The organism is Gracilibacillus sp. HCP3S3_G5_2 (genome assembly GCF_052063305.1).
Classification (GTDB): domain Bacteria; phylum Bacillota; class Bacilli; order Bacillales; family Amphibacillaceae; genus Gracilibacillus.
The window spans coordinates 487,782-514,224 of sequence record NZ_JBQHXU010000001.1; the positions used below are offsets into that span (position 1 = coordinate 487,782).

Sequence of the window (26,443 nt, forward strand, 5' to 3'; positions counted from 1 at the left end):
TAAGCTAATATCCACTTGTTTTTTTGTGCACCATTTGTAATCTGATACAAAACGTTTCTCGTTTGACTTGTAAACAGAATACAACGAGATTTTTTTTTCGACATTAAACATGTTAAGAAAGCTAACATACTTTTTCATGGAAATATTATCCTGAAGAGTAATAGAGGTGATTACACTAGGTAATAAGGAATATTGATGTAGACAAAAATACGAAGGGAATTTACATGAGTAAATAGAATTGGTTATGTTTAAGTAGCATTATGGAGGGATGATTAGGAGTGGTTAACAAATGAAAGGAAGTCAGGAGGAACAATATCACCCCCGACTTCCTTGTTATTTCTCTGTTTCGGCAAATTGTTTGATTCTCTCACCAATTTCATCACGTACACGCTGAAATACTTCCCATTTTTCTTCTTCTGTTCCTTCTGCTTTAGCCGGGTCGTCAAATCCCCAATGTTCACGTTTTACACTCGGAGGTGTGACAGGGCATTTATCAGCTGCATCTCCACAAAGTGTAACTGCTAATGTAGCGTTAGTTAGTATTTTAGGATCAATAATTTCAGATTTTTGGTCAGAAATATCCATTCCCACTTCCTCCATAGCTTTTACAGCATTAGGATTTAATCCATGTGCTTCAATACCAGCGCTGTATACTTCCCATTCGTCACCTAGGTACTGTTTTGCCCATCCTTCTGCCATTTGGCTACGGCAAGAGTTTCCTGTACATAAGAAGTAAATGGTTTTTTTAGCCACCTTGATCGCTCCCTTGTTTATAAAATTAGTAATGTTACATATAATCCAATTAACGTTATAATCAAAATCGGCAACGTTAGAATAATACCTGTCTTAAAATATGTTCCCCATGAAATCTTCACTCCTTTTTGCGCTAACACATGAAGCCATAATAACGTAGCAAGGGAACCGATAGGTGTTATTTTTGGTCCTAAATCAGATCCGATTACATTTGCATAAATCAGTGCTTCTCTCATTACCCCTGAAGTATTGGTTTCTGCTATTGCTATCGCATCAATCATTACCGTAGGCATGTTATTCATAATGGAAGACAAGATTGCCGCAATGAATCCCATCACCATCGTTGCAAAAAACAACCCTTGTGCTGCACTTGCTTCAATAATATTTGCTAATACATCAGTAAGTCCTGCATTTCTCAGCCCGAATACAACAACATACATGCCGATCGAGAAAAATACAATTTCCCAAGGAGCGCCCTTTACAACAGTTTTAATATCAACTGCATGGCTATTTCTCGCTATTAACAAAAAGAAGATTGCTATCAAACCAGCTACTATTGAAACAGGAAGAGCAATAAACTCACTTACAAAATAACCAATTAAAAGTACAGCGAGAATATACCATGAAAGGCGAAACATCTTCGTATCTCTTATTGCTTCAACCGGGTTCTTTAACTGCGTCAACTCATAACTTCTAGGAATGCTTTTTCTAAAGTAGATCAATAAGACGATAATCGTTGCAGCTAACGAAAAGAAATTCGGGATGATCATCCTACTCGCATATTCCACAAAGCCAATTCCAAAAAAATCTGCCGATACAATATTTACCAAGTTACTGACTATTAGTGGTAATGAAGTAGTATCTGCAATAAATCCACTCGCCATAATAAATGGAAATACCATTTTTTCTTGAAAATTCAGATTGCGAACCATAGCTAATACAATTGGTGTCAGTATTAAGGCGGCACCATCATTGGCAAAAAATGCTGCAACCATTGCTCCTAGTAGACTTACATAGATAAACATTTTTATTCCATTACCATTCGCTGCTCTAGCCATATGCAAGGCGGCCCATTCAAAAAATCCAATCTCATCTAATATCAAGGAAATAAGAATAATTGCAACAAACGCAAGCGTAGCATTCCATACAATTCCTGTTACTTCCATCACATCATCAAATCCTACTACGCCTAGAATCAAAGCAAGAATTGCCCCACCACATGCTGACCAACCAATGGACAAGCCTTTCGGTTGCCAAATAACTAATATTAATGTTACCAAAAAGATGAATGATGCCAATATAACGGATAATGACAAGTATTTCTCCCCCTACTTAACAACAAGTAATTCGTCTCCCGCTGTCTTCCAGTTCTTTTAATCTATACGCTTGATTAGGTAGTTGGCATAGAAGCTGCTCCACCAATAAGTAATGCTCATACTTTTTATTCAGTGAATAAAAGGTCCACTTCCCTCTTCTTTCCTCTCGTACTAACCCAATATCTCTTAATTTCCGAAGATGTTGACTTATGGAAGGTTGACTCGTATGAAAGATTTCGACAAACTCACATACACAACAATCATTGCTTTCCAGCAGCTTTATCATCGTCAAACGTGTTTTATCGCCTAACAACTTTAACAGCATTGCTGCTTTATCGATCTCTACCGCTGTTTTTAACATGTCTAACAACTCCTCCTTATTCACATTTATATAAGTATATAATTATTTACTTATATAAGCAATAATTAATTATTATTTTCAACCTTTACTAAAAAACTCAAAAAAGAAGGGAAGTAGCTGACCGCTTACTTCCCTTCTTAAAGAGATTAACTATCACTTATTTATTCAACTGCTCCACTAAATCCTCCGCAGCTTCAACTAACGCTTCTTTTGCACCTTTCGTAATATGCTTTTGCATCGATGATTTTTCAATCTGGGTCAAGTACTTTTCCATAAATTTAAGCGCTTGGTTAGTTGCATTTTTCTCATAATGGTGGACTGCTTGTTTATATGTGTTTGTCAATTGTTTCGCCAATGGACCAGTTAAATCACCTGATTCCATATAGCTGTCCATTAGTTCCTGTAAAGTAAAAGTATTGATCGGTAACCAAACATCTCTTATTGGTACTTGAGACCAATCGATGTCAGAAGCAAAATAAAAGCTTGTATAAGCAGGCTGGTTGTAACTCGTATTTTGTCTAGCTATTTCTGCACGATATTGCGGATCGTGCATTAATGTATAAAGCTTTCGATCCGTCACTTCCGTACTCATATAGATACGGATGGCAGAACTATCTTCGGTTCTGACAAGCAGTTCTTCTCGCCAATCTCCAAATATATCTGCAACTAAGCTTGGATTTCCTTTCGTATGGTTATTTGTTCTCGTTCCTTCTGCTGTCAATACTGTTCCTTTTAGCCAATCATCAATAGTTGGAGTCTGATCAATAGAACCATTAATCAATTGAGTGGTCATATCAGCAGACCACTTAATACTCATATTTGTCCCAGGAAGACCTCGAGAACTATCGGTAATTTCTCGCCCATCAGCTGTATGCATGCCAACTGCCCAAGTCTCTAGCCCAGGCTCATCAGGCAATATATCACCAATCATACCACGGCCGGTATCTCGACCAGTATAACCGCCATAAATGACTTCCCCTGTTGCTGCATCACGTAGTGCATAACCATATGGCGCCCATGCTCCGCCTTCAAATACCATGAACATTTCCAATCCTGGACGGTTTGGATCAATGTTAGCTACATGCATCGCATCTCCATGACCTAACCGTGCCACGCCCTCTGCAGCCCCTTCTTCTGGCATTTCATCAAATGAACTATATAGTAATGATCCATCATGATCGATCGTTGCACTGCCATAGACAATTTCATGCTTACCATCTCCATCGACATCTGCTGCACTTAAAGAGTGAAAGCCTTGTGTCGTAATGGTTCCAAATTCTTCATCCGTTCCATCCACCCCATGTGGCCCGTCGTTAAATGGATTACTCATGGGTGTCCAGCCACTGTCTACATACCAGTTTTCGCTCAAGCTTTCGCCATCCCAGTCATAAGTGACGATTGTCGTTCTCGTATAGTAGCCACGCGCAAATACCGCGGAAGGTTTCTGGCCATCTAAGTAAGCAACACCAGCTAAAAATCGATCAACGCGGTTTCCTGGTTCGATTCTATTCATTGCATAGTCTCCCCAGCGCAAACCATCGTCCTCACGTCCAGGTTTGTAATGAATCGTTTCAAGCTCATCTCCTGTTTCACCATTAAAGACCGTTAAATATTCGGGTCCTTCTAAAATAAAGCCTTCAAAGTTTCGAAGATTGTTATTACCGCTTCGTGAAGGAGCATAATCATCCATGAAATAGTCTGCTAGGCTCTCCGCATCCTCTCTGGATAACGGATAATCATATATTGGTTCGATGTCAAAAGCTTCTTCCAATGTTTCAGGCCAGTCACCATTTACAACTTCATCCTGTTCATGCCATTTCATAAATAGATCTACAACATGCTCATAATAGTCATCAGTGCTCATTCGGTAATCATCATCGTGGCTATAACCAGCCTCGATATCTTCTTCTGGCATCGTAATATATTCCTCTGATTCCACTTCACCGTCTTGATTATATTTGAGGATCTTTGTTCCTGGTGCTGTTTTAAACATGATTTCCGACTTTCCATTTCCATCAAAATCATAAACTAAAAATTGCGTATAATGTGCTCCCGAGCGAATATTGACGCCTAAATCAATCCGATAAAGAAGCTCACCATCAAAGGTATACGTATCTAAGTAGGTATTACCTGTGTAACCAACCTGTGATACATCCTTGGAATTACTCGGCTCCCATTTAACGATATATTCATATTGACCATCACCATTGACATCACCAACACTCATGTCATTCGCATGATAAGTATAGGACTCTCCAACAGGTGTAATGCCATCTTCCGGTTTCTGTAAAGGAATATCATAGTATTCTTCCTCCCAAGGAATCACTGCTTCACTCTCATCAACTTCTTCACCATCCAATGTAGCCCGGACGGTATATTCGTCATCTACAGAACCGTCCGCATCCAAATAGTTGGTACTGTCCTCAACAGTTGCTACTTTCTCGTCGTTTCGATATACGTTGAAATCCACACCTGTTAGACCGCTATCTGAATAACCAGATACTTCATTTGCGAGAAGCCTCCAGCTTAAGAACACACCTTCCGTAGTAGGAACAGCAACTAACCCTCTGTCTAAATTCTCCAATTGAATTCCTTCTTGTATAGCTGATTGTCCATTTGAGTTAAGTTCATTTGCGGATACGCTTGCTGCACCTGATAGAAGTAAAGTCATAGCTGCGATTGAACTAAATACTTTTTTGGTAATAGATTGATTTCTCAAATAATCACTCCTCCAATTTATTAAAAAACTTTTCATACCACACGCTCCGAGTAAACGCTTACATATTTTGGTATAAGATAGTTTACTTAGCTCAATCTGCTCCCCTCCCTCCATGAACACGATTATAACAAAGAAAGCGAATTCAGTAATTCCAAATTTCAGAGGAAAATGATGAAAAAACAGAGGTCAAGCTCTGTTACATCGATATGTTAAACTATTGATTATAAGAATGAGATTACGATGATAAAGGAGAATATGATGAAAAAACATACTCTAATCGGCAAAGTACTTTTTTGGTTAGGTTTTCTGATATTTATTCTAGGATTTATTTTTAATAAAACAGTAGGTATCATTCAAGAAGTACCTGAGAGTGTTTATTCCCTCTCCATACCCGCCATTATAATTGGCATCGTTCTCATCATTATTTCTAATGTCTTTAAAAATAGAGAATAATTATTTATTTTCGATTTTTTTGCAATATACCTTTACCTCTATCTTAAGAGATTGTTTGCTTATTTTCGTTGCTTACCAAACTAACCCTCTTTTTAGAATAAAGAAGTCCCATCCTATTATGTAATGATCTATTAGGATGGGAGCTATAGTTTTAATTATCAATCTTCTTATCACGATAACTTGCTTTAATGTTACCTTGTTTATCTGTTGCAAATAAAACAGATCGTTCTTTTTCCAACATAAACTGATATACTTGCCCAGTTGCAGTATCTTTTATTTTTACATGACTATCAACGGCGTACTCGGAGACAAATATATATAGGTATCCGTCTTGAAAAGTCAGTTTTCTTCCATAAACCCCCGGAAGATCTCCGCCTTCGAGCCATTCTATTTCTGCTTCTACACTGGCACCCTCTAATGCTTTTTGATATAACGCTATTAACACATCTCTTCGCTCATTCAATTCAACTGGTAGAGGACTCCATAATAACATGCCTTTACCAATTGCCATTTCTATTAGACTAGTATCCTTCTTTACTGTTTCTTTATTTACTTCCCCAATGCGACGGTCACCAAACGAAACTGGATAATGGATACCATCAATCGTTAGCATCTCTTCACGAACAACATTAGACAACTGATAATCTTCTAGTTGTTCTGTTAACTTCTGTGAATGATTCCAGTACTCATCAAGCCCTAATGGTCCTGTCCATAAAAGAGTAGCGCCTGTCTTTTTTACATAGTGGAATATCTTCCCGGCTGCTTCCTTACTAAAGTTATGAGCACTAGGTACAATTAACAACTTTGGTGGCTGTTCTTCCAATGCCTCTAGATGATACTCACCCATTGCTCGAAATGGCACATTCATTTGATAGGCAAGCACCCTCGTTAATTTTGTAGTAGCATCAAAAGCAAATTTACGATTCGAGAAGTCATTTGAATATGGAAACACAACGGCCACTTCTTCTAATCTCCGACCAACAAACAGATCACGGATTTTACCGATGAACTTTCCAAAGTTATACGAGACATCTCCTTCTGGTTTTTGTGTACCATCTGCTCGTAATGCACCGATATTAGATTCATTTGTATTATTCATGTAAAAGTTCGTATTCCACAACCACTGTACAGCACCCGCCCCACAAGTAGAAAAAGAATAGGCATATTTCCGTTCCAAGATATTACGCAATTCTTCTTCTGTTCGTTTTGCTTTACTGTCTGCTGTTTCCACATACATGATACCTGTTTCTTGAATCAGATTGGGTTTATACGGTGTCTTCGTAAAAATACCATCCCAAACAAGCTGATCCATCAGCCACCAGGAATGAACGGTTGTATAATCTACTACTTCCTGATAGAAAAAAGGTGTCGGACGTTGACTGTATAAAGCTTCATCCTGACCAACTGTCACAAGCTGATTTGGACTAATCGATTTAATTGTAGTGGTTAATTCTTTTGCCCACTGATTATGCATATCCATCGTAAATAACGTATAATCAAGCCAACGCAGACCTTTCTTTGGCTGCTTCATATCCTCAATATCAAAATTGATCTCTTCCTGTTCTGGTAATGAAACGGACTCAAAGTTTGGCAATTCCACAGGTGTCATGTCCCAACGTTCTTGAAGTATTGTAATTGACTCGTGTCTCTCTTTTAACCATTTTGTAAATGCAGCATGTTCGAAGCGATCCTGTGCCGATCTAGGCCCTTGGAAATAACGCTTCGGATCAAACATCGATGGCTCATTTATTAGATCCCATTGGACATTGGTCGTTTTTGCATGCCTTGATACTAAAGCACTAATAAAACGTTTTTGGGCTTTGATACTGCGCGGATCAAGATATGGATTTTCCCCTTCAAAAGCTATTGGCGTAAAAGCAAAAAAGTTAAACGTTACTTCAATATCATATTTTTTGGCAGTAAGCAGAAAGGCATCAATTGCCCGCAATACCTCCTCAGATGGATGCCCATCAACAAACATCACCTGACGCCATGCAGTCCAAAGTCCGGTCCTAATAAAATTAATTCCTGCTTTTTTCATGGTGGCCATGTCCTGATCCCAAGTAGCCACGTTTGGCATAAAAAGAAATTTCCGTGCTACATCAGAAGTCATATAAGTTTGGCCGACAATTGGAAAGGATCTTCCATCTTTCCAGAAGTAATCTCTCCCAGCCTCCATTGCAGTGCCTTGTTGTAATAATTCAGGGTCATTTCCCCAGAAGCCTTGTGTAAAGATACGTTTTTCACCTGAATGAGATCTAGCAATACATTCGATTAAATACTGTCCTTTTTCTATCGCTAAATTCACTGGTATTCGTAAAAATTGCAGTTCTTCTGTCGCGGTTACTTTCCTGCTCCCTGTCCAGACTAATTCAGACTCATGCCTAAGCGTAATATCAAATCGCCATTCTTCAGGATGCTGTTCTATATACCTCATTATTTTTTCAATCTGAACGGTAATGGTTGCTTTGTCACCAGGCTCATAGTTTGCATAATTAGGCTTCACCCAAATTTCTGTTACACCTTTTCCAATAAAATCAGCCCACTCTTCAATTGCTTCTAATCCACCATTTTGCCAAAAACAATCACTCACTGTTTGATTAACCAATAACCACCTACCACCTGCGAAATCCCCCTTGGTATTTTCCATTAAAACTACTGGTGCTGCTACTTCCCGCGTATCCATGGATATCCCTTTCAGTAGCGGATAAATATGGGCATCCATTGGACCACTGGATCCGTTTTCATCTGCATGATCTCGATAACGCGTTACATGTAAAATGAGACTATGTGTTGGCTCAATCGAAAATAATGACTCTTTCTCTTCAAATATTGGCACTTTCCTATCAGCCTCTAATTTGGTGATTGGTGCAGGATCTATCGGTAGTATTTCATGGATGAGCAACTGTCGGTGATAGGCTGTTTGTACTCTCTCAATTCGCCATTCTCCTTCTAACGTTTGATGGACTGGATTACGAAAAGGTGCACCACCTATATGAAGTAAACCATGTCCTTTTTTGAAAAAGGCTAACAATGCAGTCCATGCTTCTTTAGGAAAATAAGGGCCATGTAAATGTATGTAACTATTAAATTCATCATTAGCTAAAGCTCTAGATAAGTGCTTCGCATCTACCACCTCAAACTGATCTCCCAGTTGTTCTAGCCAGCCTTTGGTAGGTCTAATACCATCATAAGGAAATTCTGCATCATAAAAAATCAATGTTTTTGTCACTGATAATCCTCCTCTTAGCCTTTTACAGCTCCTTGTGTCATGCCATTAACGATTTGTTTTTCCATAATTAAATAAAACAGAATGGTTGGAATTAAAACCATTGTCAGTCCAGCCATTTGCGCAGTATAATTGGTGGCATACTGACCTGCAAAGTTAGCTAATCCTAATGGCAAAGTACTTAGCGCATCATCGTTAATCAGTACCAATGCAAATGAAAATTCATTCCAGTTGTTAATAAAGTTTAAGATAACAGCTGTTGCTAATGCCGGACGACTCATTGGCAAAATAATCGACCAAAAAATACGGAATGCCCCACATCCATCCATAATCGCCGACTCTTCAATTTCTTTCGGAAAGGAAGCCATAAAACTAGTTAACAAGAAAATCGTAATTGGCAGATTGAACGCTACGTACGGAAAAATGAGAGCTAGGTGGGTATTAATGAAACCTAACTTTTGCATTAATATAAACATCGGCACCAATGTAGCATGAATGGGTACAAGCAAGCCCACTACAAAAAAACCATATAACAGATTTCTGCCTTTAAATTGAAAGCGTGACAGAAAATAAGATGCAAATGCGCCTACCAATATACAAATTAGCAAAGCGACAATCCCAACAAATAAACTGTTGAAGAAATAGGATCCAATATTAGCTGTCACCCATGCTTCCACATAATTGACCAACACCCACTCATTTGGTAGGCCAAATGGATCAAAGGCAAATTCCTGACCTGTTTTGAAGGAATTCATAATCATCCAAAAAATAGGATAAGCATTGACTATAGTAAACAGCAATAAAATCAAATAAATCGCACTTCGTTTCACCCTCTTTTTCTTAAGCGCCTGTTTGGATGCTGTATCATAACTAACCATTGATTGACTCATTATCTACACCTCTTTTTTGCGAAGTAATTTAGTCGTTATTAAGATAAGCCCTATACTGAACACAAAGATTAATACTGAAATTGCACTTCCATATCCATAGCGGAGTCCTTCAAAGGTTTTGTTATACATATAAGTCGCCATTACCTCTGTGGAATTAGCAGGTCCACCGGATGTCATCACATAAATCAAGTCAAAAGTTTTTAAGCTTCCACTGATACAAAGCACGATCGAAATTAAAATTATATTCCATATCGATGGAATTACCACATATCGTGTCTTTTGCCATTCAGAAGCACCATCCAATTCTGCAGCTTCTAAGATTTCACTTGGCACCGTTTGCAAGGCTGATAGAAAAATAATAAAGTACAGTCCTACAAACTGCCAAATAATCGTTATGCAGACAGCGATCATTGCCCAGGTCGGATCCCCGAGCCAGTTTTGTTGAAGAAAGCCTAGCCCTATTGCCTCTAAAAAGTTATTAATCATGCCGTATTCCGAGTTGTAGATCATACGCCAGGTAATCGAAATGACTACCGTCGAGATAACTACTGGCATAAATCCGATAGTACGAAAAAATTTTGCACCTTTTATTTTTCGATTCAATAATAATGCCAAGGCCAACGCTATTGGTATCTGTCCAAACACAGAAGCAAGAACAACTAAAATATTGTTCCGGACCGATAGCCAAAACACTGAGTCTTGAAAAACTTCTTTAAAATTCGCTAATCCAATAAATTGCATCTCCGAAAATCCATTCCAAGACATAAAAGAATAATAGAAAGAAATAAATATTGGAACAATACTAAAGATCAGATAAATGGTCAAAGCAGGTATTACACCTACCGCGATAATCCACGGTTTTTTTAATAAATGCATGCGCTCACTCCCTACAAATGTTTGCTTTTATTCATTATAAAAAGGCTTACATTTTTCTGGAATCCTATAAAATTAACATTATATCTATTTTTCTATCGAATGGAGTTGACGAAATTGTGTAGGGGTGATCCCGACATAGTTTTTAAACACTTGAACGAAATACTTATATTCTCGGTATCCTACAAACTCGGCTATTTCAAATACTTTGTTTGAGGTTTCGATCAACAGTTCTTTTGCCTTATTAATCCGGATTGTATTGAGATATTCTGAGTAACTGTACCCTGTCTCTTGTTTAAAAAGCATACTGAAGTAATTAGGTGTAATATAATGAGCTTCTGCTACTTCCACTGCTTTAATATCTTTTTGATAATTTTTTTCAATATATTGTTTAGCTTGCTGGATAATCCAATGATTTTCGTATGAATGCTGCAAATGTTCAATCATCTTATCAAGATCTCCTAACAATAAAATTTGAATTGCATCTACACTGTTATAAATAAGTAAATCAAGATCCTGATTTACGGAAAAATCGAGTTCTTCGAATGTTGAATCTTGACCTTTTTCTATAATTGCATTAATCAGACAAACAGATATTCGTTTAACTTGTTCAAGCGTTAACTGATTTTGCTTCAAGTCGGTAAAGAGCTGTTTTACTAATTTCTCTACTTCTGCATGAACCTGTTGAAAGACGGCATCACTTATCGCCCCCACTATTTGTTTGTCCAGTTCATAATGTTTTTGAGATGGAATATCTTCTGTATCAAGCACAGTCTGTCTAGCTGAACCTCTAAAAAAACTTAGGCGTTGGTTTAATTCCTGATAGAGCAGTGTTACCTGATGCAAATCACGATAACTTGAGGAAATTGCCATTATGATCTGGTTATCAAATGCTGCTAAGATGGAGGTAACAAGTCGGTTGATTTGGTTATCTGAAATATCCTGATGAGCATAAAGAAATAAAACCAATTGATTCTCGTGTGTCTCCATAACTATCGAGGGAATTTCAAAATGGTCGATAATTGTTTGCAACTGGTCAAACGATAACACTTCAACGGAACGTACTGTTTGATAATTTTTCCTTTCAAGCATCAATAGCCGAAATGCATATTCTTTCCTATTAAGTTTTTCCTCAAGATGAAAAGAATCTGGTAAATTAAATAGTTGTTGTGACAAATAGTTAGTTAACATTGACTGCTTCTTAGCCTGCTCCTCTTTTTTAGCATTGTCGATTTGTTGTTTCACTTCTTTGACTAATTTAAGTAATTCATCAATATCGACCGGCTTTAATAAATAATCTTTCACACCAATTCGAAGTGCCTGGCGAGCATATTCAAATTCCTCATAACCGCTGATCATAATAATATTCACTTCTGGAAAGCTGACTGTTAGTGCCTTTGATAGATTGATGCCGTCCATTTCTGGCATATAAACATCAGTAATGACGATGTCAACCTGTTCTTTTTCGATTATTTCTAATGCTTTCTTGCCATTATTAGCAGACCCGACAATATCGATATCTATTTCCTCCCAAGGAATAGTGCTAGAGAGTCCTTGGCATATTAACGGTTCATCATCAACGATCAACATTTTTATCGGCATTCGGCTTTTCCCCTCCTTCGATGAGCTTGTTCAGCATTCGTTCATCTTTTATCCATGGTAGATTTATTCTCACACATGCACCTTCTTGCACTTCTATCACCTCAATACCATATTTCTGACCAAATGCATTAGTAATTCGATCATGGACATTTTTCAAAGCATAACTGTCTTGCTCTTCTCTCGCATACAATAATGGAGTTATTTTTTTGGTATCTATTCCGCTCCCATTATCTAGAACGTCAATAACCATTATTTCGTCTTTTAGATAAGAGCGAATGGTGATGTTTTTCTTTTCCTGTGATTGCCGGAAACCGTGTTTAAAGCTATTCTCTACAAGTGGCTCCAGCATTAATTTTAGAACAATACAATCGGCTAGCCCTGCTTCTATAAAAATTGCATACTGAAAGGTTTTGCCTAATCGCTTTTTTTGTAGTTCCATATAGCTTTGGACATACTTTATTTCATCCTTTAACGGAATCCAGACCTTACCTTGACTAAGCGTAATGCGAAATAAGGTAGATAAATCTTCAATACTTTTACTTGTTTCCGGTGCACGTTCCAAACGGGCAGTCCAGCGGATCATGTCCAGTGTATTATAAAGAAAATGTGGATTTATCTGACTTTGTAGCGCTTTCAATTCTGAATGCTTATTTTGAATCTCCAACTTATATTTACTGTCAATTAATCTCTGAATCTGTTCAACCATCGAATTGAAACGATAGCCAAGCTGTCCGACTTCATCTTTCGAGCGAATTTTAACCCGTGCTTTAAAGTCTCCGAGCTCCAAACGTTTTGTTTCTCTTGTTAATTCCAGAATAGGACGAACAACAAAGAAAACAAATCCGGCAAATGTCATCAGTCCCATGAACACTGCAATCAAAATCATATATCCAAATGTTGAGTGAATATCCTTCATTTCAGATAAAATATATTTTTCACTGACAACCGATACTAAATGCATATCGATTTGTTCAATATATCGCGATACACCATAGTAGATATCACCATTTGACTCCAGTTGAAAGCTTTCTCCTTCTGATTGAATATTTTCCATGAAAGTCTGATAGCTAAAGTTCTGTCTAGCGTCAGATCCAGTAATATCTTGTTTTTTGTTATGAACGAAAAAGGCTTGATGTTGCTCATTTGTGAAACCTGCTGTCACATGCCGGAACAGCGCCTGCTGATCTATACGAATCCGAACCAGTCCAATTGGTCGCTTAATATCATAGAGATGATTAATAATCCGGTATAAGGTGATGACTTTATCATCTTGATTGGTTCGTTGATTATACATCTCATATGGTGTACTCCAAACCATTTCCCCTTGCATCTCTCTCGATTTATTAATCCAATACTCTTCTGCTCCATCAACAATTTCACCCACTTGCAGAACTTGCTGATTCTGTCCTTCTATTTGCACAGAATGAAAGTAATCTTTCTCTGACTGATGGAAGACAAAGAAACCATTTAAATTACTCCGGACTTTATTTAAATGATTGTAATCTTCACCAGTAATTGCTGGATAGGTCATAAAGTCACGAAATTCATTACTATAGATCATATATCTTGAGATATCCTCAATCTCTTCAATCACATTATTCAGTTGGGACTCCATATTATTTAGATTACGATGAGTAGTAGCAATAACCTGCTCTTTTAATATATTATTAGATTGATAAATAACGATCGAACCGATTAAACTTGTTGGAATCGTTACAAGCAGTAAAAAGATAATGACAGATTTCCATTTTAGGCTGTTCTTAATATATTGGATTAGTTGCATGTTTATTTACTCCTATTAACATCATCATTGGTAAAAAGTAATAAGATTTCAATATGCCAAAAAGTAGAGCATCCCGTAAGATACTCTACTTTACAGCTCTTCTTGTCAACTATTCTTGTTCACTGTCTGCTACACGCTGAATATTTTCAGCTGCTTCTTCAGGAGTGGAACCACCTACTGTGATCGACTGTAGCTCATTTTCTAGTTGATCATTTACTGCCGGAGATAAGGTTGCATCATAAACCGGTGCTGGGTCAGATTCGGCTATGACTTCTAACATTTCTTCTGTTAACGGGTGCAATGCTGCATCATCTGGTATCTCTACATTGGCTATAATTGGACGACCAACTTTAATCAACTCTTCCCATAACTCTTGGTTATAAACATATTGTAAAAATGTATGTGCTGCCTTCAATTTTTCACCTTCTAATTCACTATTGATAGCAACTCCTGTTCCAGCAACAGTAGATATAGTTTTCTTTTCATTTAAAGGAATCATCGATACACCTATATTTTTATCTTCCGGCATATTCTCTAAAATAGAAGAGATCCCCCAGTTACCATCTATTACCATCGCTGTTCTTCCTTGAAGAAAATAATCAATCATTTGCGTACTATCAATAGTGTTAAGATCAGCATTAAATGCTTCTTTTGTCACTAATTCATCAATTACTTCTAATGATTGGACAAAATCTGAATCAGTAAAAGCTCTTTCACCATTTGCAACTCCCTCCAAGAAATCATTACCAGTAAATCGATCAGCAATCGTAGAAATATAGACAGATTGTAATACCCAGGCATCGGAGTTACCTAATGCAATTGGTGTAATATCATTTGCATTGAGATCATCTATTAACTGGAGGAATTCATCATACGTTTCTGGAAACTCCTCATACCCAGCATCAGCTAATATATCTTTATCATAAAAGATTAAGTGTGTTGGATTCGTGTTAGCAGGAACAGCATAGCTATCACCATCTATAGAAAAGTCTTCAAAATCCTCTTCATCTAATAAACCTGTCTCCTCTGTCCAATAACTGACAATATCATTAATTGGCTGTACGACACCACCATCAACAAGTGGTTCCAGTTCTGCACCAGGCCATACTTGGAACACATCAGGCAATTGTCCACCTGCTGCCTGTGTATTCAACCGTGTTCTATAATCAGCATGAGGCGTAGTATCTACCTGAAGCTCAATTTCCGGATGCTCCTCATCAAATTTCTCTACTACATCCATAAATGCTTGGTAATCAGCTCGGCCAATATCTTCTGATTTCCAGAATGATAGGGTGACCGCATCATCATTTGCGTTGGATTCAGATGTGGACCCTCCGTCACCAGATGATGCTTCCTCCCCACTATCTCCTGAACATGCTACTAAGAAACTAATCAATAAAATAACGAAACATAGAAGTAAATTATTGCGCCACTTTCTCATTAATCAACCCTCCATTTTTGTTATCGCTTTCAATAATGATTATCTCACATAATAATAAACGAAAAAATCCAATAAAGTTAATATAATATCCAATAATTTAATCATACCGGGATTCAGAATAAGGCTAGGTTTTGACAAGAGGGCTAAGTAAACAGAGTTAGGGCAAAAGAAAGGGGCTGTTTTTTTTAATAAAACTGAATTATTTGATGGATCAAACATGATTTTAAAATAACAATTGATATGGAATTCCAATAAAAATAGCAAAAATGTCTACGATCCCGATAGACATTTTTGCTATTTAAATCATTTCTCTCCTTATTTATAATCAAACAACAAAATCTCTCGTAATTCTGAAAATGACTTTGCCTTTACTAGCTGTTGTACAACGGAGCGGCTATCAATGACTTTTTCTAACCATTTATACATTGCTTGTAAATCCTCTTGACTATCTTTCTTAACACACAGAAGACATACAAACTGGACTTGTTTATCCATCCATGTGATTGGTTTTTCTAAGGTGCAAATCGCGACAAACGTTTTGTCTGTTTTGGGTGTTATGGGATGGGGTATCGCTACCAAATTGCCAAATGAGGTTGGTGCAACGGCTTCTCTTTCGAGTACTGCATCCAGAAAGCCATCCTCCACCAATCCTAAGAAATCTAACTCGTTTGCCATAAATGCTAAAACCTCTTCTTTTGTATGCAGGTTCTGTTTTTGAATAAATGTCATCCGCTCATCAATATAGGAATCAACAACTTGATTCTCTTCTAATACAATTTTTTCGATTTTACTAATATCCTGATCTCCTAAAATCGCATTTACTTCTACTACTTGTACTGGCAGTTTTTCCGGTATTGGTATCGAACTTACTACAAAATCTATATTTTGCAGATTGTATTGATGAAGCTGATAATATTCCGTCGTACCTACAATATCCAAGTTTTGACCAAATTTAGATTTTAATTTATAGTAAATTAACTGAGAGGTACCTAACCCGGATGCACACACAACGAGACAACGCTTGGGACCATTTTTTAGATTTCTCCTCTCAATAGCTGAACCAATATGGAGCGCTAAATATCCTACTTCATTTTCATCTATTTTGGCATTCGTTTTTTCTTCAATCACTAATCCAGCAATAACACCAGCTTCAAAAGCAAGTGGATAATTTCGTTTAATATCTTCTAGCATTGGATTTCGAATATTCATCCCATATTTAAAACGATTAATCGCTGGTTTTAAATGTAAATATAAGGCCATATTTAATTCTTGGTCATCTTTTATCCCTAATTGCAGTTTCTCTTCGACTCTAGTTAAGGATAAATTCACTAACGAGAGAACTTCAGAGTCCATCACATTTTCTCTAACGTCACGAGGCTGTAACATCATTTTTGTTCCTAATAAATGCATCGCAATATAAGCAGTCTCTGTTTCTGGTATAGATACAGAAAATGCCTTCTCCACTTTATTTACAATGAGTGTTGCCACTTCATATTCCGGCTGTTCATAAATTTCAAGTAAATCTTGATTCACCAATTGGATGTAATAGCCGTTTGTGGTTCTTTTATAGGCAATCAAGATATGAATTGCCAAGTTATTCATGGCGATATCAGATAATGTAACTTGATTATCGGTTATTTCTTCGAGGATAATTTCCATGATAACTTCTAAGGCAGATGATGAAACACCTTCGAGATTTACTTCCTTAATTGGCTCATTCCGGTCAAAAATATATTCAGACATACAAAATCGCCTGTTTAATTCGTTTCCTTCTACCTTTAAACCATAATTTGGGCGTGAATCTAATGTTAACTGATATCTACTTAATACCTTTCTTACTTCCTTTATATCATTTTGAATCGTTGATTTACTAATAAATATCTCATCTGCTAGGTCTTCTAGTTTCATATAATTTTCCTCTAACAAAAGACGATTGATAATGTACTGTATCCGTTGCTCTGGTGATCTTGGTATATGATCACCTTCACTTAGCTCCTGGGTAAAATGCTCATTAAGGAATTTTTTATATTCGTTGTCATTTTCTACCTTTAACAGATAACCTTTACCCATTACAGATTCTATAATAGCGCCATGCTTACTAACAATTTGGTTCAACCTCTTTACATCTTCCCTTGTCGTCCGCGGTGTCACATTGTTGACATTCGCCAAGAAAGTACTTGAAACAGGAGATTGCTCCGCCATTAATTCACGTAATATATTTCTCAAACGAGCATTAAACATGTTGTATTTCTCCTAACTGTTACATCGACTTACTATTATATAGCGAAAAGAGAGCTGATCCAATTAACCAGCTCTTTTACGCTCCATACTAACCATTAAAATCCGTTATTTTCTGATACTTCTTTAAACCAGTGAGCACTTTTCTTTAATGTGCGTTCTTGTGTGTCAATGTTTACAGAAACAAATCCATAGCGGTTTTTATATGCATTTGACCATGACCAGTTATCCATAAAAGTCCACATATGATAACCTTTTGCATTACAGCCTTCCTCGATTGCACGGTGTAACCATTTCAAGTGTTCCTGGATAAACTCTATACGATAATCATCCTGAATTTGACCATCCTGTAAGAAACGATGTTCATCTTGTACACCCATACCATTTTCAGATACGAATGATTCGATGTTTCCATAGTTCTCCTTCAAGTTGATCATAATATCATAAAGCCCTTTTTCGTAAATTTCCCAACCTCGGTAAACATTCATTTTACGTCCCGGCATTTCATAGTGATCGAAATACCATTCTGGCATGAACGGACTATGTGGGTTTGGTAAATGTTCTTTCGCTTTTACTCGACGTGGTTGGTAGTAGTTTACACCAAGTATATCGACTGTATTCGATTTTAATATTTCTGCATCTCCTGGCTCTGTTTCAGGCAGTTGACCATGCTCCCCTAAGATATCTATTAATTCTTGCGGATATTCTCCTAATACTGCAGGATCTAAGAAGCTACGATTAAAGAATAAATCAGCAATTCGTGATGCTCTTAAATCAGCAGGATGATTACTTCTCGGATAGGATGGTGTTAAATTTAAAACAATACCAATTTTACTTTCCTTATAATCAAACGTTCTAAACGCTTCGATCGCTTTTGCACTAGCTAATGCTGTATGATAAGCTACTTGAGCTGCTCTTCTTGCATCCACTACATTTGGATAGTGGAAATCATATAAATATCCACCTTCTACAGGAACAATCGGCTCATTAAAGGTAAACCATTTTTTTACACGATCACCGAATAGACGAAAAGCTTCTTTCGCATATTCTACAAACGCTTCTACTACGGATCTGCTTTCCCATCCGCCATCTTCCTGTAATGCAAGTGGCATGTCAAAGTGAAAGAGGTTTACAAATGGTTCAATATCATTTGCTAACAATTCATCAATAACATGATTATAAAATTGTACCGCTTCTTGATCAACTTGACCTCTACCTGCAGGAATCAATCTTGACCATGAAATAGACATTCGAAACGTATTATGCCCTGTCTGTTTCATTAATTGGATATCTTCCTTATAACGGTTGTAAAAGTCAGAGGTTACTTCTGGTCCAACGTTCTCAAAGAAACGATTAGATTCGATTTCATACCAATGATCCCAAATATTCTTTCCATTTTTACCTGCAGCACCTTCTATTTGTGTTGCAGAGGTTGCACTTCCCCACCAGAATCCTTCAGGGAATTTATATTGCAATGTCATAAAACAGGCCCTCCTTATTTATTACGATAAATTTCAATAATTTCCGTCGCTAAATCTCTTACTGTCATCGCGGTCATTAAATGATCTTGCGAATGAACTAAAATAACATTCACACTTGCTCCTGTTCCACTTGCTTCCTCTTGTAAAAGTTTTGTTTGAAATCCGTGCGCTTTTTCCAGCTCTTTTGTTGCATCTTTAATTAGTTGATCTGCTTCTTCAAATTGGTTCTCTTTCGCTAATTGAATTGCCTCCATTGCACTGGATCTCCCGTTTCCAGCATATAAAATAATTTGAAAAGCAATCTCCGTAATCTTGTCCATCTTCTCCATATTGTCACCCCGAATATTGTGAAAGTTGTCTATTACCGATTTTATTTTTCTGTACCTTCTTTTTCTGTTTCATAATAATTCTTGTCTAGCATTTTCAAGAAAGGCCACCAGATAATACATACTACAAGTAAATTAAATAACTGCAGTACTGCCCCTTGCCACGCGTTTCCTGTTGCTAAAAACCCACTAATAAGCGGCGGAGTTGTCCATGGTACAATAATTCCTGCCGGTGCTGGCACCATGCCTATTGCCATTGCATAATAGGTAATAATCGTCACGACGACAGGTGCAATAATCCATGGAATGATGATTAATGGATTCATAATGATCGGTAAACCGAATATAAAAGGTTCATTTACGTTGAATATTCCTGCTGGTCCCCCTAATTTACCTAATTCCTTCAACTGTCTACTTCTTCCGATTAAGAAGATCAAGATAACAACCGCAAGTGTCATACCAGATCCACCCATACCTACTAAAAAGGTATCAATGAACTGTTTCGTGATAATATTAGGTAATTCCTGTCCAGCTTGAAAAGCCTTCAAGTTCTGATCATTTAACGTATACCAAATCGGATCAAAAACAGAGTTAATAATAATTTGACCGTGTAAACCAAAGAACCAGAATACCTGAATTAATAGAACCGCGATAATGGTTGCAGGTAACCCACTACCTAATGCTGTTAAAGGTTCTTGAATAATTGTATAAATAAAGTTTTGTACAGTATCGAATGGTGTAATGCTAAATAAAATTCTAACAATTAAAAACACAGATAATGTTAAGGTAATTGGAATTAATGCACTAAATGATCTCGATACTGCCCCTGGAACACCATTCGGCATTTTGATCATCCAGTTCTTCTGAACGAAGAATCGATATAATTCTGCAGAAGTAAAAGCAGTAATAATACCTAGGAACATCCCTTCAGCACCTAAAGAGGATGTTGGAATTACTCCACTTACTCCTTCAAGCACTTGTGGCGTTAAAATAAGGAATGCAGCGAGTGCTACAACACCTCCATAAATAGCATCAAGTTCGTAATGCTCGATTAATTTATAACCAATCCCTATAATTACGAATAACCCCATTATACTTAATGTTGCTGCTGATGCTGGACCAAGAGCATCTTGGTACGCAGCATAGGCATCTTCACCGAGTAATTGATCCAAGAAGGGTAAATTTGCGATTACTACAAATATTGAACCAAAGATAATTAGTGGCAATGCCACCATAAATCCATCGCGCAATGCTGATAAATATCGATTATTATTTAATTTATCTGCAATCGGTAACAAAAACTTTTCTAGTAGTTCCATCATTTTATTCATGATAGCTGTCCCCCTGTTGCGTAACTTACAACTTATTCACCAATAAGTTCTAACGCTTTATTTAATACTGCTTCTCCATCTACTCTTCCGTAAGCAATCGGATCAATGACATCAAGTGGAACGCCAGTCTCACTTGCTACTGCTTCAAACTTTTTCTTCATAAAACGCATTTGTGGACCAATTAATAGGACATCAGCTTTTTTCATATCTTCTTGTGCTTTATCTTGTCCTACTGCCCAAATTTCTACATCTATTCCTTTATTGCTTGCCGCTTCCTCCATTTTTGAAACTAGCAAGCTAGTTGACATACCTGATGAACATGCTAATAAAATCTTTTTCATAAATAACCCCTCCAAATAAAATCATTAACTTCATGTAGTTTTCATATTAAATTGAAAACGGATCAATTTGAACATATTAAATTTCCCTCATATGGAGGAAGAAATTATGTGAAGGAGGAAAACGTAGTTATCATTGAGGAAAAAATAAAAGATAGGATGAGAAAAGGATCCCATCCTATCTTTATATAAAACGATTTTTTTTAAATAAACAAAAGTGACAATCCCGGAATAAATACAATAAACAACGCAGCAATAATTAGGACAATGATAAAAGGAAATGTCCCTTGAACAACATCGGAGAATGCGGTTTTACTAACACCTGATGCAACAAAAAGATTGAGTCCAAATGGTGGGGTAAGCATCCCAATCGCTAATGTGACAATCATAATAATACCAAAGTGAATCGGGTCAATACCGAATTCATATACAATTGGTAAAAACAAAGGAACGAAAATTAACACTGCAGCACTTGTATCCATAAACATTCCAACTACTAACAAAATTACAAACACCATTAGCAAGAAAATAACCTTAGTATCTGCATATTCTAAGAAAAAGGCAGCGATCTCTTTTGGGATATTTTTATAGGTTAAATACCAGCTAAAAACGTTTGATGTTGCAATTACCAGCATAATCATAGAAGAGGTAATTACAGACTTCCGTGTCACACTATATATTTTCTTCCACGTTAATTCCTTGTAAACAAAACAACCAATTAAAAAACTATAAACAATCGCTACAGCAGCGGCTTCTGTTGGTGTAAAAATACCAATATAAATACCACCAAGCACAATAACTGGCAACAAAATTCCCCAAATCGCATGTATAAATGATTGGAACAATTCACGAAAGCTTACCCTTTTCTCTGGTTGATGTCCCTGTTTTTTAGCAATGACATAACTAACAACAATTAATACAAGACCTATAAACAGCCCTGGCAAAATTCCTGCGATAAACAGTGCTCCAATAGATACTTCGGCTGCAGAACCATACACTAATAATGTAATACTCGGGGGAATAATAATCCCTAATGATCCCGCAGCTGTCATTAAGCCGACAGAGAAATTCCTTGAATAGTTCGCATCCCGTAGAGAGGGAATCATCACTCCACCGATGGCCGCAACAGTAGCAGGACTAGAGCCTGACAATGCGGCAAATAGCATGGAAGACAATACCCCAGCTATTGGCAATCCACCAGTAGTCCACCCTACCAATTTCCGAGCAAATTGGATGATACGTTTTGATGTCCCGCCTGATAACATTAGATCGCCAGCAAAAATAAAAAATGGAATCGCCATTAATGTAAAAGAATCAATCCCGGAAAAAAGTGTTCGAGCAAAGACATCAAGTGAAATTCCTTGTTGATACATCGCCACAAAACTGGCAATTCCTATCGCAATAGCTATCGGCGCACCAATCAGCAGTAACACGATAAAAAGAAATAAAATCATTTCCCCCCGACCTCCCCTGATTGTCCTTCTTCATCAGAGTAAGACCGCTTCACATCAATCACTAACATTTGTAAAAAGCGAAATAGCATTAAGCCACCGCCAACTGGAACGGATAGATATGGAATCGCCATTGGAATCCCTAATGCAGGGGTTACATTTCCCAGTTCTACTACACTAGAAACCATCTTGGAACCTGCCCATATCAGAATCAAGCAAAATATTATCCCTGCCAGATTAGCAAAAATAGAGAAAAACTTTTTCCCTGCTGGTGGAAGAAATGCTACAAGTGCGTCTACGGTCGCATGCCCCTTTTCCCTGACTGCAATACTACTTCCAATTAACACCAACCAAATAATTAAAAAACGTGCAGCCTCTTCTGACCATATCAACGAAAAATTGAATAAATAACGTAAAATGACTTGTACAAAAATAAGAATGGAAGCAATTATCATGGAAACTACTGCAAAACTCTCTTCGATATGATTAATAGTTTGATTAAACGTCCTCATACAGAGCCTCCTTTATAATTGGAAAAACTCAGCTTTTCGCTAGCTCTTATGACTTTTCCAGATATACCACAAAATGACATACATGCTTGCAAAGGGCAAAATAAGAGCGATCCCTCGCTCTTATCCTACCTCAATGGATTCAGTTCTGTTCGATTAACTCAATCATCTTATCTGAATCCTCAAATTTATCATGAAATTCGTCATAAACGTCGTTTAACGCATTTTTAAAAGCCTCTTTCTGCTCATCAGATAACTCATTTATTTCCACATTGGACTCTTCTAATATTTGCATATATTCTTCTTCATCGCTTTCTGACACGTCCCATTGCCATTCCGTTACTTCCATCGCCACTTCTTCCACCACTTTCTGAAGATCTCCCGGAAGACTGTCATAGAAAGACTGGCTAATGATTAAAGGATACCCCATGTAACCATGTGCACTTAACGATACATATTCTTGCACCTCATAAAACTTTTGACTTATAACATTCGATAGAGGATTTTCCTGACCATCAACAGTGCCTGTTTGCAAGGAAGTATACAATTCAGAAAAATCGATTGATACCCCACCTGCATTTAATGCTTTAAATTGTGAGATTAATAATGGACTTTGTGACGCACGCATCTTTAAGCCATCTAAATCTTCTGGCATTTCAATCGGTCTTTTTGAGTTTGTAAAATGCTTAAACCCGCCATCCCAGAAACCAATTAGTTTTAAATTTTGTTCCTCTAATTTCTCACTTAGATAGTCCCCTAACGCTCCATTTACAGCTTCAAAAGCATGCTCTCGATCTTCAAAAAGATAAGGCAGATCAAATACTTCAAACTCTTCTACAAAAGTTGGAAGAACACCTGTAAACGGCGCATTCATATGAACCGTACCAGATTGCATTTGCTCCAAAATCTCACGATCACTGCCAAGTTGAGAGTCCGGATAAATTTCTACCTTTATTTGCCCATTCGTTCTTTCTTCCAGTAACTCTCCAAATTTTTCTGCTCCCTTCCCTTTTGCTGTAGATGGGCTCACCACATGCGCAAATTTTAAGACATATGCTTCATCATTTTCGTTAATAGCTTCCGTTCCCTCATTTGTTTCGGTGTTATCATTATCTGAATTGTCACCATTATTATCTCCATCAGTTACTGAAGAACCACAAGCAACCAGTGTGAGTAAAATCAATACCATCATACTCATAAAAAGCCCCTTCATATCAGAACCCCTCTCTATAATTATCTCCCCCTACTCACTATATGAAGCTCGTCCAAAAAAATAACTAATTAATAAAATGAACATTATCTCCTTGTAGATGTAAGAGCATACAAAAATCCCTGATCAACTCTTAAAGAATTAATCAGGGGAAATATCTCATCTATTTTGCTCCCACACGATCACAGTCCATTCATATCTAGTGGTAGACTTTAATTCTTCACCCCCATATTGAATGTTAATTGAAGCACTATCCTCAACTTTATCAGTTTTCCATACTACTTGTTCCTCTGGATCTTCCACAACAATTTGGTAGACTTCTTGTTCTTTATAATAGGTGGCTAATGGAGAAGAAGAACCCGGGATCACTGACTCATTCTGGGGCTTTCTGTTATGCTTTATATCAGTTTTTAAACCGATTCGCTGGCAAGCCTTTGACATTCGGCTGAAAGGTAAAGAGACTGCCGGATAACGGAAGCTTTTCTAGCTCCTCATCTGTCATCCCTACTCTTGCAGTCGTAATGTATAGTGTATCAAAATCTTTTCCGCCAAAAGCGCAAGATGTAATGTTTTGTGCTGGTACTTCTACCACTGACAAAACCTCTCCTGTTGTTGGATCCCATCTACTTACTTTTCCCGCTCCCCATCCTGCAATCCAAAGCATCCCCTCAGCATCAATCGTCATGCCGTCTGGAAAACCATTTGTTTCTGGGAACTGAAAGGCAACACGCTGATTCGTTATAGATCCATTTTCCACATCATAATCGAATACATAGATATTTCTAGTAGGTGTATCGATAAAATACATTTTTTTTACTTTCATATCCCATGCCATTCCATTAGAGGTCCGTAATTCAGACAACTTTTTTTCCACTTCAAGCGCATCATCCAAGCAGTACAACGAGCCTACTGGATCATTCCCCTTCTTTTGCATCGTACCTGCCCAAAACCTACCCGCTGGATCAACCTTTCCGTCATTGAAGCGATTCTCTGGTCTGTCTGCTTCCGGGTTGTGTATCTCGGTCATTTGACCTGTATCCGTATTATAAAAATAAAAGCCATTTTCCGCTGCCAATACTAATCGTCCATCTTCTGCTACGACAACTGCTCCAACCATCTGATCGATCCGGAAGGTGTCATTCTGCCTTGTTTGCGGATCAAATCGATGAATAACCTTTCCTGAAATATCCGTCCAATACAAAACTTGTTTTCTTTCATCCCAACATGGCCCTTCTCCGAGCAATGCTTTCGTTTGACAAGCCACCTCTGCTTTCATCGTTTCATTCCCTCCCTAAATGTTAATTACTTTGCACCAACTATTTAAAGCGCTTTCTGAATCACCTATTATTATAACATGTAAAAAACTATCAATTTGGAGAAATTAGCTCTGCCTTACAGATTGGTTCTATTCACTACGACCAAATGCTTTTGTGTTGATATTCTTCTCATCTAGAAAATCTTCTATTTTCTTTTGTTCTCGTCCATTAACCTTATCCATATTTTCTGGCAGTAAATCAAAGTTTTCCAAAGAAAAATCTCCATCACTAATATTATCTACTAAACTGTCAATTTTCTCATCCAGCTGCTTAATAAACTGATTGATATTAGTAATATAATTACTCATTCTCTCCACTTCTTCTTGATAACCTTCAGGCAAGGTATTATTTGCTATATATTGAGCAAAATTCTCATCATTTTCTTTTGTAAGTTGATTAATTTCATCGAGAGTTTCTAATTCTTTTTCATTCAATCTTTCATTTACATAAAGTATTTCTTCTAATTGATAGAATGCAATGAATAAATCTTCATACGTATCTAAATATTTTTTAATACTGGATTTCATTTCTTCTTCATCAATGGAGCTGTTATGTTTGTCTGATTGAAAAATGGTATTAGGGATTTCGATATCCTCTACTTGAGGGGCTTCGTCTTCTAAATAATCATTGGCGTCATTCATTTCTGCTTGAGAACACGCACTTAATATCAACATAATTAACATTGCATAGCAAATTTTTCTCATATTTAATTCTCCCTCAATAAATTAATTATTTCTTAGAATTTCGCCGTTTTTCTTTGATTTTTTATGGTTTTGTTGCTTTTGAATCAATTGGTGGCCACCAATTGATTCAAAATTAGGTT

22 protein-coding genes are annotated in these 26,443 nt (G+C 37.2%); 1 reads left to right on the forward strand and 21 read right to left on the reverse strand.

Annotated features, from left to right (window positions below; genetic code table 11):
* Positions 1–333: 333 nt before the first annotated feature.
* From arsC to ACTNEP_RS02305, 4 genes are all read right to left on the reverse strand, one after another.
* Positions 334–753 carry an arsenate reductase (thioredoxin) gene (gene arsC / locus ACTNEP_RS02290; protein WP_441159940.1) on the reverse strand — a complete coding sequence of 140 codons (420 nt, stop codon included), beginning with the start codon at positions 751–753 and terminating at the stop codon, positions 334–336.
* Positions 754–770: 17 nt separating this feature from the next.
* The gene (locus ACTNEP_RS02295) at positions 771–2,069 is read right to left on the reverse strand and encodes an arsenic transporter (protein WP_441159941.1); all 1,299 of its coding nucleotides are present in this window, start codon (positions 2,067–2,069) and stop codon (positions 771–773) included.
* Positions 2,070–2,085: 16 nt separating this feature from the next.
* Positions 2,086–2,430 (reverse strand): ArsR/SmtB family transcription factor, encoded by a 345-nt coding sequence (locus ACTNEP_RS02300; protein WP_441159943.1) that lies wholly within the window; start codon positions 2,428–2,430, stop codon positions 2,086–2,088.
* Positions 2,431–2,587: 157 nt separating this feature from the next.
* A complete protein-coding gene (locus tag ACTNEP_RS02305) occupies positions 2,588–5,101 on the reverse strand; it encodes a rhamnogalacturonan lyase (RefSeq protein ID WP_441159980.1) in 2,514 nt (837 codons plus the stop codon).
* 306 nt (positions 5,102–5,407) lie between these two features.
* Between ACTNEP_RS02305 and ACTNEP_RS02310 the strand changes: the two genes are divergently transcribed.
* Positions 5,408–5,602, forward strand: coding sequence for a hypothetical protein (locus tag ACTNEP_RS02310; protein WP_441159944.1), 195 nt, complete (start codon positions 5,408–5,410; stop codon positions 5,600–5,602).
* 151 nt (positions 5,603–5,753) lie between these two features.
* Here ACTNEP_RS02310 and ACTNEP_RS02315 read toward each other — a convergent pair whose 3' ends face one another.
* The 17 genes from ACTNEP_RS02315 to ACTNEP_RS02395 form a co-directional block, all read right to left on the reverse strand.
* Entirely contained in the window at positions 5,754–8,834 is a 3,081-nt protein-coding gene (locus ACTNEP_RS02315; RefSeq protein ID WP_441159945.1) for a beta-galactosidase, read from the reverse strand.
* Positions 8,835–8,848: 14 nt separating this feature from the next.
* The gene (locus ACTNEP_RS02320) at positions 8,849–9,721 is read right to left on the reverse strand and encodes a carbohydrate ABC transporter permease (protein ID WP_441159946.1); all 873 of its coding nucleotides are present in this window, start codon (positions 9,719–9,721) and stop codon (positions 8,849–8,851) included.
* Positions 9,722–9,724: 3 nt separating this feature from the next.
* Entirely contained in the window at positions 9,725–10,597 is an 873-nt protein-coding gene (locus tag ACTNEP_RS02325) for a carbohydrate ABC transporter permease (RefSeq protein WP_441159947.1), read from the reverse strand.
* An 84-nt stretch (positions 10,598–10,681) separates the two neighbouring features.
* Complete coding sequence (locus ACTNEP_RS02330; protein WP_441159948.1) at positions 10,682–12,196, reverse strand: response regulator transcription factor; 1,515 nt, start codon at positions 12,194–12,196, stop codon at positions 10,682–10,684.
* The gene (locus tag ACTNEP_RS02335) at positions 12,171–13,979 is read right to left on the reverse strand and encodes a sensor histidine kinase (RefSeq protein WP_441159949.1); all 1,809 of its coding nucleotides are present in this window, start codon (positions 13,977–13,979) and stop codon (positions 12,171–12,173) included. Before ACTNEP_RS02335 ends, ACTNEP_RS02330 begins: the two co-directional genes overlap by 26 nt.
* A gap of 109 nt (positions 13,980–14,088) precedes the next feature.
* Positions 14,089–15,420: an extracellular solute-binding protein gene (locus ACTNEP_RS02340; protein ID WP_441159950.1), complete on the reverse strand. Its 1,332-nt coding sequence runs from the start codon at positions 15,418–15,420 to the stop codon at positions 14,089–14,091.
* A gap of 315 nt (positions 15,421–15,735) precedes the next feature.
* A complete protein-coding gene (locus ACTNEP_RS02345; RefSeq protein ID WP_441159951.1) occupies positions 15,736–17,661 on the reverse strand; it encodes a BglG family transcription antiterminator in 1,926 nt (641 codons plus the stop codon).
* A gap of 95 nt (positions 17,662–17,756) precedes the next feature.
* On the reverse strand, positions 17,757–19,139 hold the full coding sequence (locus ACTNEP_RS02350; protein WP_441159952.1) for a glycoside hydrolase family 1 protein: 1,383 nt from the start codon (positions 19,137–19,139) through the stop codon (positions 17,757–17,759).
* Positions 19,140–19,153: 14 nt separating this feature from the next.
* Positions 19,154–19,459 carry a PTS lactose/cellobiose transporter subunit IIA gene (locus tag ACTNEP_RS02355; RefSeq protein ID WP_441159981.1) on the reverse strand — a complete coding sequence of 102 codons (306 nt, stop codon included), beginning with the start codon at positions 19,457–19,459 and terminating at the stop codon, positions 19,154–19,156.
* Positions 19,460–19,509: 50 nt separating this feature from the next.
* Complete coding sequence (gene celB / locus ACTNEP_RS02360; RefSeq protein ID WP_441159953.1) at positions 19,510–20,796, reverse strand: PTS cellobiose transporter subunit IIC; 1,287 nt, start codon at positions 20,794–20,796, stop codon at positions 19,510–19,512.
* Between the two features lie 32 nt (positions 20,797–20,828).
* Positions 20,829–21,137 (reverse strand): PTS sugar transporter subunit IIB, encoded by a 309-nt coding sequence (locus ACTNEP_RS02365; RefSeq protein ID WP_441159954.1) that lies wholly within the window; start codon positions 21,135–21,137, stop codon positions 20,829–20,831.
* Between the two features lie 200 nt (positions 21,138–21,337).
* Complete coding sequence (locus tag ACTNEP_RS02370) at positions 21,338–22,588, reverse strand: TRAP transporter large permease (RefSeq protein ID WP_441159956.1); 1,251 nt, start codon at positions 22,586–22,588, stop codon at positions 21,338–21,340.
* Positions 22,585–23,097, reverse strand: coding sequence for a TRAP transporter small permease (locus ACTNEP_RS02375; protein ID WP_441159957.1), 513 nt, complete (start codon positions 23,095–23,097; stop codon positions 22,585–22,587). The genes ACTNEP_RS02370 and ACTNEP_RS02375 overlap by 4 nt, the downstream gene beginning before the upstream one ends.
* Before the next feature lie 139 nt (positions 23,098–23,236).
* Positions 23,237–24,292 (reverse strand): TRAP transporter substrate-binding protein, encoded by a 1,056-nt coding sequence (locus tag ACTNEP_RS02380; protein ID WP_441159959.1) that lies wholly within the window; start codon positions 24,290–24,292, stop codon positions 23,237–23,239.
* A 171-nt stretch (positions 24,293–24,463) separates the two neighbouring features.
* Complete coding sequence (locus tag ACTNEP_RS02385; protein WP_441159960.1) at positions 24,464–24,673, reverse strand: hypothetical protein; 210 nt, start codon at positions 24,671–24,673, stop codon at positions 24,464–24,466.
* A gap of 34 nt (positions 24,674–24,707) precedes the next feature.
* Positions 24,708–25,580, reverse strand: a complete 873-nt coding sequence (locus ACTNEP_RS02390; protein WP_441159961.1) for an SMP-30/gluconolactonase/LRE family protein — start codon at positions 25,578–25,580, stop codon at positions 24,708–24,710.
* Between the two features lie 129 nt (positions 25,581–25,709).
* The gene (locus tag ACTNEP_RS02395) at positions 25,710–26,324 is read right to left on the reverse strand and encodes an NDxxF motif lipoprotein (RefSeq protein WP_441159963.1); all 615 of its coding nucleotides are present in this window, start codon (positions 26,322–26,324) and stop codon (positions 25,710–25,712) included.
* Positions 26,325–26,443: the final 119 nt, after the last annotated feature.

What these genes read in the sequence shown, in the direction of transcription:
- ACTNEP_RS02300 (WP_441159943.1), bottom strand. Translation starts at nt 2,430, where the DNA reads ATGTTAAAAACAGCGGTAGAGATCGATAAAGCAGCAATGCTGTTAAAG.
- ACTNEP_RS02305 (WP_441159980.1), bottom strand. Translation starts at nt 5,101, where the DNA reads ATGACTTTACTTCTATCAGGTGCAGCAAGCGTATCCGCAAATGAACTT.
- ACTNEP_RS02310 (WP_441159944.1), top strand. Translation starts at nt 5,408, where the DNA reads ATGAAAAAACATACTCTAATCGGCAAAGTACTTTTTTGGTTAGGTTTT.
- ACTNEP_RS02320 (WP_441159946.1), bottom strand. Translation starts at nt 9,721, where the DNA reads ATGAGTCAATCAATGGTTAGTTATGATACAGCATCCAAACAGGCGCTT.
- ACTNEP_RS02325 (WP_441159947.1), bottom strand. Translation starts at nt 10,597, where the DNA reads ATGCATTTATTAAAAAAACCGTGGATTATCGCGGTAGGTGTAATACCT.
- ACTNEP_RS02330 (WP_441159948.1), bottom strand. Translation starts at nt 12,196, where the DNA reads ATGCCGATAAAAATGTTGATCGTTGATGATGAACCGTTAATATGCCAA.
- ACTNEP_RS02335 (WP_441159949.1), bottom strand. Translation starts at nt 13,979, where the DNA reads ATGCAACTAATCCAATATATTAAGAACAGCCTAAAATGGAAATCTGTC.
- ACTNEP_RS02340 (WP_441159950.1), bottom strand. Translation starts at nt 15,420, where the DNA reads ATGAGAAAGTGGCGCAATAATTTACTTCTATGTTTCGTTATTTTATTG.
- ACTNEP_RS02345 (WP_441159951.1), bottom strand. Translation starts at nt 17,661, where the DNA reads ATGTTTAATGCTCGTTTGAGAAATATATTACGTGAATTAATGGCGGAG.
- ACTNEP_RS02350 (WP_441159952.1), bottom strand. Translation starts at nt 19,139, where the DNA reads ATGACATTGCAATATAAATTCCCTGAAGGATTCTGGTGGGGAAGTGCA.
- ACTNEP_RS02355 (WP_441159981.1), bottom strand. Translation starts at nt 19,459, where the DNA reads ATGGACAAGATTACGGAGATTGCTTTTCAAATTATTTTATATGCTGGA.
- celB (WP_441159953.1), bottom strand. Translation starts at nt 20,796, where the DNA reads ATGAATAAAATGATGGAACTACTAGAAAAGTTTTTGTTACCGATTGCA.
- ACTNEP_RS02365 (WP_441159954.1), bottom strand. Translation starts at nt 21,137, where the DNA reads ATGAAAAAGATTTTATTAGCATGTTCATCAGGTATGTCAACTAGCTTG.
- ACTNEP_RS02370 (WP_441159956.1), bottom strand. Translation starts at nt 22,588, where the DNA reads ATGATTTTATTTCTTTTTATCGTGTTACTGCTGATTGGTGCGCCGATA.
- ACTNEP_RS02375 (WP_441159957.1), bottom strand. Translation starts at nt 23,097, where the DNA reads ATGAGGACGTTTAATCAAACTATTAATCATATCGAAGAGAGTTTTGCA.
- ACTNEP_RS02380 (WP_441159959.1), bottom strand. Translation starts at nt 24,292, where the DNA reads ATGAGTATGATGGTATTGATTTTACTCACACTGGTTGCTTGTGGTTCT.
- ACTNEP_RS02390 (WP_441159961.1), bottom strand. Translation starts at nt 25,580, where the DNA reads ATGAAAGCAGAGGTGGCTTGTCAAACGAAAGCATTGCTCGGAGAAGGG.
- ACTNEP_RS02395 (WP_441159963.1), bottom strand. Translation starts at nt 26,324, where the DNA reads ATGAGAAAAATTTGCTATGCAATGTTAATTATGTTGATATTAAGTGCG.